The sequence below is a fragment of the Candidatus Poribacteria bacterium genome (genome assembly GCA_021295755.1).
Classification (GTDB): Bacteria; Poribacteria; WGA-4E; order WGA-4E; family PCPOR2b; genus PCPOR2b.
Map to the genome: position 1 here is coordinate 1 of JAGWBT010000120.1, position 10590 is coordinate 10590.

The 10590-nt window shown below is 47.4% G+C and carries 7 protein-coding genes; 2 read left to right on the forward strand and 5 right to left on the reverse strand.

Going from position 1 to position 10590, the window contains the following annotated elements; all coding sequences use genetic code 11:
* Positions 1–231 precede the first annotated feature (231 nt).
* From J4G02_16590 to J4G02_16610, 5 genes are all read right to left on the reverse strand, one after another.
* On the reverse strand, positions 232–1749 hold the full coding sequence (locus tag J4G02_16590) for a CRTAC1 family protein (GenBank protein ID MCE2396175.1): 1518 nt from the start codon (positions 1747–1749) through the stop codon (positions 232–234).
* A gap of 184 nt (positions 1750–1933) precedes the next feature.
* Positions 1934–3076, reverse strand: a complete 1143-nt coding sequence (locus tag J4G02_16595; GenBank protein MCE2396176.1) for a tetratricopeptide repeat protein — start codon at positions 3074–3076, stop codon at positions 1934–1936.
* Between the two features lie 171 nt (positions 3077–3247).
* Positions 3248–4063 carry a LamG domain-containing protein gene (locus J4G02_16600; GenBank protein MCE2396177.1) on the reverse strand — a complete coding sequence of 272 codons (816 nt, stop codon included), beginning with the start codon at positions 4061–4063 and terminating at the stop codon, positions 3248–3250.
* Positions 4064–4321: 258 nt separating this feature from the next.
* Positions 4322–5263 (reverse strand): mannonate dehydratase, encoded by a 942-nt coding sequence (locus J4G02_16605; GenBank protein ID MCE2396178.1) that lies wholly within the window; start codon positions 5261–5263, stop codon positions 4322–4324.
* A gap of 134 nt (positions 5264–5397) precedes the next feature.
* Entirely contained in the window at positions 5398–7338 is a 1941-nt protein-coding gene (locus J4G02_16610; protein ID MCE2396179.1) for a hypothetical protein, read from the reverse strand.
* Between the two features lie 491 nt (positions 7339–7829).
* Here J4G02_16610 and J4G02_16615 point away from each other — a divergent pair, with 491 nt between their 5' ends.
* Positions 7830–9083: an MFS transporter gene (locus J4G02_16615; protein MCE2396180.1), complete on the forward strand. Its 1254-nt coding sequence runs from the start codon at positions 7830–7832 to the stop codon at positions 9081–9083.
* A 42-nt stretch (positions 9084–9125) separates the two neighbouring features.
* A complete protein-coding gene (locus J4G02_16620; GenBank protein ID MCE2396181.1) occupies positions 9126–10391 on the forward strand; it encodes a sigma 54-interacting transcriptional regulator in 1266 nt (421 codons plus the stop codon).
* Positions 10392–10590 lie beyond the last annotated feature (199 nt).

Sequence of the window (10590 nt, forward strand, 5' to 3'; positions counted from 1 at the left end):
GGTTAGAAACCCAATGTTGCTCTGCCTGAGCAGAGAATGTTGGCTAGACCAACAAAAGTATCCTCCTCCTTTAGGGCGAGGAGTATGTCAAAAACTAGATTATACACGATGCTGTAATATATTTCAACTAAAAGGCAGGGGTTACGAATTATCTACGCAACTCGTAATTTCGCCTATGATTCTTAGCTACGGCCCCTCTTGAAGGGACTGAGTGGCTGCGCGTAAATCCTATCATCTTGACAACTGCTGTGTCTGTGCACCCAGCCCCTCAGTGATGATAAGAAATTGATTTGCCTTTACCTTCGCCAGCGTTTGCTTTAAGCCACTTGGCCACGTGATTTTCACTTCTTCTGCTCTGGTTTCGGCACCCAATCCGAAGAGAAGGCGCGAGTCTTGCCCTGAAAGATAGCTGGAACCCGCTTGTACTTCTCTAATCTGGGTATGAGAGCGAGTGATTACTTCAATACGCGCCCCAATCCCATCTCGGTTGCTTTTGACACCAACGGTTCGGATTTTTAGCCAGTTGTTTTCGTTGCCTCCGTCGTTGCGAAGTAGCCCCACTTTCTGGTTCAAATTCACCACAAAGATGTCGGTATCGCCATCATTATCATAATCACCAAAGGCAGCACCTCGACCGATCTGTTTCACTGAAAAATAGGTACCACACTCCCCAGAGACATCAAGAAAAGAGGATTCCCCCGCGTTAAGAAAAAGTTGGTCGGTTTGTGCATATTCGATAGTGTCGGATTGTGACTCAATCGTCGAATAGACATGCCCGTTTGCTACAAAGAGATCCAGATCCCCATCATTGTCGGCATCGAAAAACTTGGTCCCAAATCCTAGCTTCAGGAAACTTGAGTCTCCTAAATGCTCAATATATGTGACATCAGTAAAAATACCGTTTGAATTGTTGCGGTACAACGTGTTGGTTTCACGGGAAAAGTTTGTTACGAAGATGTCTAGAAAACCGTCATTGTTATAGTCCCCAAAATCGACCCCCATTCCGCCTTCCGCGACTCCCTCCTCGTTATACGCGACCCCGGCAATAACACCGAGATCCATAAACGTCCCATCTCCCATGTTACGGTAGAGGAAATTCGGCGTTGTGTCGTTGGCGATATAGATGTCTATCCGCCCATCATTATCGTAGTCCCCACAGGTGACGCCTAGCCCTTTCCCAGTATCATTATAAACACCCGCGTGTTGCGTCACATCGACAAACGTGCCGTTTCCACTGTTTCTGTAAAGGGTGTCCGACACCCCTTTATAGACTCGTGGATTGCTATAAATCCGCCGCCCATTTGTATCATACCATTTCCCATCTTCAACAATGTCGTAATCAAGATAATTGACAACATAAAGATCCAAATTACCGTCCTGATCATAATCCACAAAGGCGCAACTCGAACTCCATCTGTCGCGGTCACCCACACCAGCATATACCGTGACATCCGTAAAAGTTCCATCGCCATTGTTCCTATATAACACATTCTCGCCAAAATTCGTGACGTACAGATCTGGATCGCCATCGTTGTCATAATCGGCAGTGCCACACCCCATCCCGTAGCCAAGATGCCCAACTCCCGCGTCAGTGGTAACATCGGAAAAGCCCCCATCCCCATCGTTCCGATAGAGCACGTTGGTAGGCGGCGTATCCGTCACAAAGCCTGGTAGAGAAGCGCTGTTAACAATGTAGAGATCGAGGTCGCCATCGTTATCATAGTCGAGGAAAGCCGCACCGGACCCCATAGTTTCCAGATAGTATAACCGCCCACTGGCACCGTTGACATGCTTGAATGTAATGCCCGCCCCTTCAGCAACATCAACAAACTTAACAGGCGTTCGCGCGTGGGTAGAAATAACGCAGGCACTTAGAGTAAACACTATCCAATACGGCATAAAACGTAAAACGCATTGCGTATTGCGTAGGGGTTCACGGATTTCCTTCCCTTTTGCCATCCTTCTCTTTGTGCTTCTGCCCTGCTTGGAGTTGCTGAACTGTTTTGAATTCATGAGCGGCTTTTTCCACATCTCCTAACCTTTCATACACTTTTCCAAGATTTTGATGAAATTTAGGGTTCTCCGCATCCAGTTGAATCGCCGTTAAAAATGACTTCATCGCTTCGAGATATTTTCCTTGAAGCGAATAGCTCATCCCAAGGTTGTTATGTCCGTTCGCCTCGCTAGGTGCGAGCCGGACCGCTGCTTCACACGCCTGCTGCATCTTTTTAAAGTGGTTGAGTCTCATATAGCATGCCGCGAGCGTATTGTAAACCTCCCTGTTGTTCGGGTTATGTTCAATGGATTTTTCCAGAGGTTTGATGGCAAGTTCAAACTTATCATATCGTAGGTGGACCAGCCCGAGCTGATACCAGAGTTCAGGATTTTTGGGGGCTCTTTGAATAGATGTTTCGAGCTGCGACACACGGTTCGCGTAGGGTTTGAGCGCTTCATATTTCTTAATCTGCTCAAGGCCTTTTTTAACATTCCCTACTCGGATGTAGGCGGTACCCAGACTGTAGTATGCACGGATATGATCTGGATTCAACTGAATTGCCTGTTCAAATAACCGAATCGCATCGTCAAACTTGTTCTGCTTCAGATAAACCATTCCGAGGTCGTAATATGGATGATAGTCATTATCTAAGTCGGTGGGTTCAAGTTCAATGGCGCGGTGCAATGCTCGTATTGCTTCCTGATACGCATTTTGTCTGAAATAGGCGATACCGAGCATCTGATGTGCACGGGCATGATTGGGAACTAATTGGATCACGGTTTGAAATACTTCAATTGCTTCCGTTGTTTGGGCAAGATCGGTTAAATAAACGGTTCCAAGCGCATTGTAAGCTTCTTCACGACTCGGGTCGATTTGGATGGCCTCCTTGAACGCTTCAACAGCGCCCAAGTAATTCTCACTTCTGATAAGCTCTAAACCACGGTTATAATATTTGACAAAATCGGGTGAGAATTCAGCCTCGATGGGATTGGGACTTAGGGTCCCGTGTTCTTTCCCTTGGACATCAACGGCCGCTATCAGGACGAAAACGACACAGAAAATAGTGAGATGCTTTGTCATCATATGGTGTCCCAAAAAATAAAAAAAGGTAGAGACGAGGTTAAGTTCGCCCCTACCTTAATCATGTGGATTGGAGATTTTCTACCGCCCGATGCAAGGAAACCTGGACGGAGAAGATCGATCAACTTATAGAGGCCCAGGACACCCACTTTTGGAATCATAGTAGTCCAGTTAATAACTAGACTTGATACGGCCCCAGCTAAGAGGGAGTTTACCCGCGGATTCGACGCTTAAAATTCCTCCATTCATCGCCTGTAAAATTTCCTCACCTGTTAAGGCTCTCGACCAGATGCGCGCCTCGTCGATTCGCCCCTCGAAGAAACGGGTCGGTCTATTTATCTGCCAACCAATGTAGAAGTTAGCGTCGGGGTCCACCGCTCCTGGACCTGCGCCCTCATTTGTTTCGACATCCAGTTTGCCATCAATATATATCTTAACCTCGGTCCTATTTTGTCGAGTAGAAGCCATATGGTGCCACTTACCATCAGCGACGTTCGTTACGCTTTTTACCTCAGGACCAACTCTATCGGTGTCATTATATCGAGTTAAGAGCAAACCCTGACTTATCTTGAGATAGTATCCACTACCATTCTCTCCCCAGGTAGTTATTATCATCTTGTGATTTTCGTCGCCTATCTCAGTTTTCGCCCAAGCTTCAAGGGTAACATCCCCTGTCCCCAGATCCAACGCAGGATGGTCAAATATTGTCAACCCCTGTTCTTTCGCAATAAGGAACTCAAGGGCAGCCTTGTTTCCTTGCGTGTCCGGTATATCGTCTGTAACCCATTTAGGACCATTTTCCAGCTTTGCAGCAAACTGGTTGGGAGCCTTAGGATGTTGTTTGGCTACACCCCCGGCCCCTTCATTCATGGGGTAGTAGAATATGACATCCTCCCAGTCAGCAGCACCATATCCCACGGCTGGAAGAAGACCTATACAAATGAATACGACCAAGCAATTGATTGTGAACTGTCCGAAGAGTTTCATCTCATATTCCTCCTTAGGATGGTGTTGGAAATCGAGCCAAGCACCTTTGTATATCGCTTCGGCGTCGCTTTGGACAGCTTTGCATCTGCGTTTGGCGTTGGCTCTTCAGAATAGTTCAATCGTCTGCCTAAACTCGATCTAAATTTCGTTCCGTGTGGGTTTGTAGACTTCCAAAGCCCACCTTCAATCCGCATACATCTAATACCTGAATTCTACACTATATTTCATACAAAAGCAACCCAATCTTGAATAATTCAATCACTCATTGTCCAGCGATGCAAGTAAAGATTTAACGTAAACAACCGCTTTTGCCTCCAAATCCTCACCCGGATATCTCGGTTGCCCCAAGTGTTCTGGATGTAAAATGCCTTGATAGTCAGCATCTCTCAAAGCGGCGATTATAGCGGGAAGATCGACCCGTCCCTCGCCGAGGGGTCCCTCCCGACCGGCAGGCCAGCGATCGGAATGGTCACGCAGCTGGCAGAAATGAATCTTATCGGCAAACTCTTCCACTAGCGACGGCACATCCCCGCCGGGAATATCCATACCGGTACACAACGTTACCCCATTCGACGGACTTAGAACCGTATTGATCAATCGACGCAGCTCCTTCCAAGTCCCGACCAAGAAAGGGCCGCCCCATCCTTCTGTCATATACCTTCTGTAATCTTCAATTTTTACCCCTTCAGCAACGGCCCGTTCACGCACACCATCTTGCAAGAGTCGGTGAAGACTGTGGTTTCCGATGCCAACACCGTTCGCTTCCGCCACCGACATCAGCTCACGGTAGATGTCAATCAAACCCTCCCAACACGCTTCTTCTTGTGCGAGATCTAACGGCTTGCCAATGTCCACGTAATGCAACACCGATGTGATGCCAACCTCTCCCAAAATTTCGATCATCCGCACCATCGCATCAATGCAATGACGGTCACGGTTCAACAAGATATCCGGATTTGTTGAACCATCACGCCAAGGCCGCGGGGGCCACTTCGCAAACCAATAGGTGGCACTCGGCACTTCGAGACCATTATCTTCCAATCTGCCTTTCAACTCCCGCAGGTGGTCTGTGGCCGGATACCCATTTTCCTCATATCCGGGTAGGGAAGCACAACTGATAAAAACGCGTTCAACGCCGAGTCGTTTGCAACGTTCAACAGTCGCTTGTACATCAGTTGAGGCACTTATTCCGATCTTCATAGGTTTCTCCTCTGTTTTGGAAGGTGAGATTTCAATACGAATCGATTAAAAATTATAGCACGGCTGTATCAAGAACAGAATGGAAATGTGTAATCAAGCAAATGGCTGAATACGCGGCGAGATGACGAGGTCGCTTAGGGAAAAAATTGGTATAAGGGGGTATCAGTCAGAATACTTAAAATGCTCCAGAGGCTACCCGCCATATAGTCTCCGAGCGCAAGCCCCAAAAAGAATGGAATTGCGCGACGATATGCGTTGAGCCCTCCATAACGCAGGATAGCAGCTTTCAATCCCCAAGTAACAAATAAGCAGCACCACAGATTCCACATTCCCCAACTACTCGCCATCACATAGCCGAGGGGATGAAGGGACCACCAGATAAAGCGCGCTCGCAAAAACATTAGCAGAACAGTTACGCCAAGTCCACCACCCATAAATGCGAGAGCGGATTGATCGGGTTCTTGAGGCGCGGTCATCCAACCTTCAAGTCGGTTATAAAAATGCCCCCACTGTATGGTTGGCCCCATATAATATCCAGATTCAGCACCATGTCGATAATAGTTATCCAATAAGAGCCAAAAAATCGTCACAGCCCCTATCAGTGTTGCTAGCAGAATCGCAACAGCTGTGTGACGCGGGTTAATATTCTGTCGCTCCGAGATCTTCAAAGCTTCCAATTGTTCTGGCATTGGATGGGTACGATTGGCGCGACTGAAATGCATGTACAGCGTGAAGACGGTGAGGGTGCCGGCACCGAGTCGGCGCGTCCCAAAGGCAGCAACGATTAGGTGGTGGGGATCGATCTGGGCCCAGTGAAAATCGTGAACCAAGAAACCCAATTCGGCGCGGAGGCGTGCAATCATCGTCCCTAATAACAGGTAAATCCCGAAAAAAATAGGAACCACCCACAACGACATGCCAGCTCTGTAGGAAAAGACCATCAAGAAGAGCATGCCGAAGAAAATTCCTGCAAATGCAAGACGATAGGGTATCGCTTCACGTGCGTCTTCCAGTTGTGACACAGCATTCTGAGGTCGGAACAGATGGCGCATCAACCGTTTGAAGTGAGCCCTACCGGTCCAAAGGGCAAATCCTAACAGCCCCACATAGACGCCGAAACCCTGTTCGCCGGCATAGGGAAACTTCGGGAGACTTTTCCAACCCATGACGCTGCCGACTATCAACTCGGCCTTGTAGACCCAGTAAAATACCCAGCACGAAAACAGTAGATCAAGCGGTATCAGAAAGCTGATACCTATTGCGAAGGGATAGAAAGAAATCCGTATACTTCCCATGGCGTCCCACGGACGCTCAGTAAAATAGTGATGAACGTCCTGACGTTTGACAGGGAGATAGGGGATGAAAGGATAGATTGAATTGAATAGGTTGATGGTACTAATCAACACAGCGATACCGAAACCAATCCACATCAGTCGATTCTTGAAAAACCTCGATCTGGGATTTGTCATTTCCATGGGAAGTTGGATGAGTGGGTAGGTCAATCGTTCATGCTCAGTCCATTGCACCCGTAACAAAGTGATGATGCACAACATCACAATCATCAACACGAAAAGGAACGAGATCCACGCAGCAGCAGGGATAAGCCATGCCTTAAAATTGTCATCCGCATAGAGGCTTGATTTTCCCTCATAGAAGCCGATTAGGGTTTCTTCATCTCGCACAGTAAGCCATTGCGGCAGGTGTTTCCAAAACAGCTCGCGCCAGTCGTTTTCGGGCGTAGCAAACCGAAATGGATGCCCCAAGATCGGAATCAAGATTTCCATGATGTCGTAGGAGCAGAGACAGGTGACAATACATAACATAAAATAGACGGTGAAGAACTCTTGCTGAGACAGAGTAAGCGTCGGGGAGATTTTGCCAAGAGCGCGTCCAATGAGGAGGAGCCAGAAGAGGATGAAAATCACATTAAACAGCGGGTGTGTCCAGGTGGGGAATGTGTATCGAACCACTTCAAGTTCGATGATCCAATACACATTGATCGGCGTGAGCACCAGAGCAACGACAAAGGATTTGAGCGTTAAACCACTTTGGAAGGTAGTAGGCGTGTCTTTCATGGGTGTGTACCTTTGGCAAGTGGATTTTTCCTAACCAATGGTGCTAGCTTAATTTGGAAATTATGAGATAGTTTCCTCAATTCTACTGTCAATCGGGATGACAAGCCCTACCCGATCAACCGGAGGCACCCAAACTGACGACTATTATAGATTTTATCACACAATTGTTCCGTTGGGTAGATTATAAACTCACACAACAGACAATACAGACAATTCGGCGACGGTTCATAGTTCATTCCAAATAACGTCTGTGAGTTTTGGATAGCTTAAAAAGGCTTTCAGCCAATATTAGGTAATTTATTAAAAATATTGATAATGTTAAATATATATCCAATTTTATTAACATAGAATAATATTTGTATTGTTAAATTCAATGATTGAGGATATAATACCCAAACTGTCTCGCTATATTCGCTGTAGGATTCCACCTTACTTTATCGCGGGGACACTATTGAAATCAATGCACAAAGCAGTATAGGGGAGGAGTTCAGGTGAAAACAGTGTCCGGACGCCTCTGGCGTCATGTGAATTTCCTAAAACTCTGGTCGGCTGAGACAATCTCTGCGTTTGGGGACGCTATATCTGAGGTAGCATTACCTCTTGTTGCGATTATAACACTTGGTGCCGGGGCACGCGAAATGGGCATTCTAAGAGCACTCGATAATGCACCGATACTCTTATTCGGGTTGTTTATCGGGGTGTGGATCGATCGAGCCAGACGGCAACCCCTGATGATGGTAACACAGCTTGGTCGGGGCATTCTCTTAGCAACAATCCCAGTAGCGACTCTTGCGGGTGCCCTTAGGATTGAACTGCTCTACTTCATCAGTTTCCTAGGTGGAATGTTGTCAGCTACTTTTACTCTAGCTACCACAACACTCCTACCCTCCCTCGTTCCGCACGAGGATTTAGTCGATGCGAACTCGAAACTTTCGGTCAGTCGATCTGCAACGAAAATCATCGGTCCTGGACTCACAGGATTCTTAGTTGAACGTATTACTGCCCCGTTTACTGTGGCGTTTAATGGACTTTCATTCCTTATTTCTGGTGCCTGCTTGGTGTTCCCCCGCTCAACGGAGTCGGTTCAAATCCGCAACCAACGTACTCAAGGAATTTGGCGTGAAATCAGTGTAGGACTTCGCACAATCTTCCTTCACCCAATCTTATCGGCGATGGTCATTGGAACGACCATTGGCAGCTTTGCTGGGGCGATACATGGAACGGTGTTTATTCTTTACTTGAATCACGAGTTAATGATAAACCCAACTTGGCTTGGCATCATTTTGGCCAGCGCGGGTGCGGGATCTCTTCTCGGTGCAGCCATCGCGAATCTAGGTGCACAGCGTTATGGACCTGGTCCAATGCTTATTGGTAGCACATTGCTTATGAGCATCGGGATGGGAATTGTACCGTTGGCGGCTGAGGTCGGTATGTTCACAATTCCAATATTGATACTGGCACAAGCATCTCAAAGCATTGGACTGACGGTTTATAGTATCAATCAAATTAGTCTCCGGCAGGCGATTACTCCACGCGAATTGCTCGGAAGAGTCAATGCCAGTCGGCGAGTGCTTGTCTTTGGTGTGATCCCATTTGGTGCAATGATCAGTGGAGCCCTAGGTGAAACGATAGGACTGCAACTCACACTCGTTATCGGTGCGGTCGTGGCGTTCTTTTCCTTTGTTTTCCACCTGACGTCACCCTTACGTCATGTCATAGACTTTCGGAATTTGTCCACACAATAAAACTTCCATAGAATTAAACCACTGAGGTAAAGGTAAACAACTATGCGCAAACCAATCAGTAACTGTCCAATCTGCGACGGGCGGCTTGAACCTGTCAAACTGAAATGCACCGCCTGCGAAATGGCAATGGAGGGGCGTTTCCCAATCTCCAAACTTGGATTACTGCCCTCGGATCAGCAGCAATTCGTCGAAGCATTCCTTGTTGCTAGGGGCAACATCAAGGAGGTCGAAAAAGAACTGGGAATCTCATACCCAACGGTACGAAAGAAGCTGGATGAGGTCATAGACGCGCTGGGGTACGCGCCTCAACCAAAACGGCAGGAACAACTTGAGATCCTTGAAGCAATCGAACACGGAGAGATGTCTCCACAGGAAGGCATCGCAGCCATGCAAACACTGCCCCGCTCATTTCAACCAACCGAATATCCAATCATGTACGCAGCACAACGGAAGGTACTCACGCTGCTTCACGACCACAAACTCACCGTTGATGAAGCTGAAGAACTCTTGAGCGCAATGGAAACGCAGCAGTCACTGACGCCGTCAATTTCAAAGGTTGAATTAGTCGGCACAAGTAAATGGACACAGCAGTTTCGCGTGAACCTCCAGAAGATTGCTGGAACGCAATCACCCGTCCTAATCCAAGGAGAAACGGGGACGGGAAAGGAACTAATTGCCCGGATAATCCACTATAATAGCAAGTATGCAAGTGGTCCCTTTGTCCCTTTTCACATGGCAGCAGCGGCTCCAACGCTTGTTAATAGTGAAATATTTGGTCATGAACAAGGGGCTTTCACAGGGGCGGTTAGCCAGAAAAAAGGAATGCTAGAAATAGCGAATGACGGCACTGTATGCCTCGATAAAATCGATGCACTCCCACTCGAAACCCAAAATCGGTTGCACGATTTTCTGGTAAACGGTTATTTTAATCGTGTCGGCGGGACAAAACCGATTTATGCCAATGTCCGTATTATCGGCACGACCCATGGCGATCTCAAGCAGTTTGTCGATCAAAAGAGGTTCAGATCAGATCTATACTATCGACTGAGTATCTGTGTAGTGCAGTCACCACCGCTCCGAGAGCGCCTTGAAGATCTCCCGGCTCTGGTGGAGCATTTCGTCCAACAACAAGCTGAACTAGATAGCAAGAAACCACCCAAAGTATCTGGTGCAGCGATGGATCTTCTGCGCAAATATGATTGGCCGGAAAATGTGCGAGAACTGTATGGTGTAATATCAAGAGCGGTTGTGCTCTGCGAGGAAGATGAGATTACACCAGATTACCTCCCCGAACTTTCACCTTCATAGTAAACAGTTTTGTGTCGAGATGTGAATCTCGACCTACAGGTTCTGATGGATTTTTAATAACTAGGTTCTGTTGACATTTATATGCGGCGTGACCGTAATTTGTCGGTACGTCTCCAATCTTCGGGGCGAGTTGCTCCCACCTGACGGGTGGGGAGACACAACCCCTACAGACTTATGTAGGTCGATTTTCCAAAATCGA

Coding starts and splice junctions, on each gene's coding strand:
- J4G02_16590 (MCE2396175.1), bottom strand. CDS start 1,749: ATGGGGTCCGGTGCGGCTTTCCTCGACTATGATAACGATGGCGACCTC.
- J4G02_16595 (MCE2396176.1), bottom strand. CDS start 3,076: ATGACAAAGCATCTCACTATTTTCTGTGTCGTTTTCGTCCTGATAGCG.
- J4G02_16600 (MCE2396177.1), bottom strand. CDS start 4,063: ATGAAACTCTTCGGACAGTTCACAATCAATTGCTTGGTCGTATTCATT.
- J4G02_16605 (MCE2396178.1), bottom strand. CDS start 5,263: ATGAAGATCGGAATAAGTGCCTCAACTGATGTACAAGCGACTGTTGAA.
- J4G02_16610 (MCE2396179.1), bottom strand. CDS start 7,338: ATGAAAGACACGCCTACTACCTTCCAAAGTGGTTTAACGCTCAAATCC.
- J4G02_16620 (MCE2396181.1), top strand. CDS start 9,126: ATGCGCAAACCAATCAGTAACTGTCCAATCTGCGACGGGCGGCTTGAA.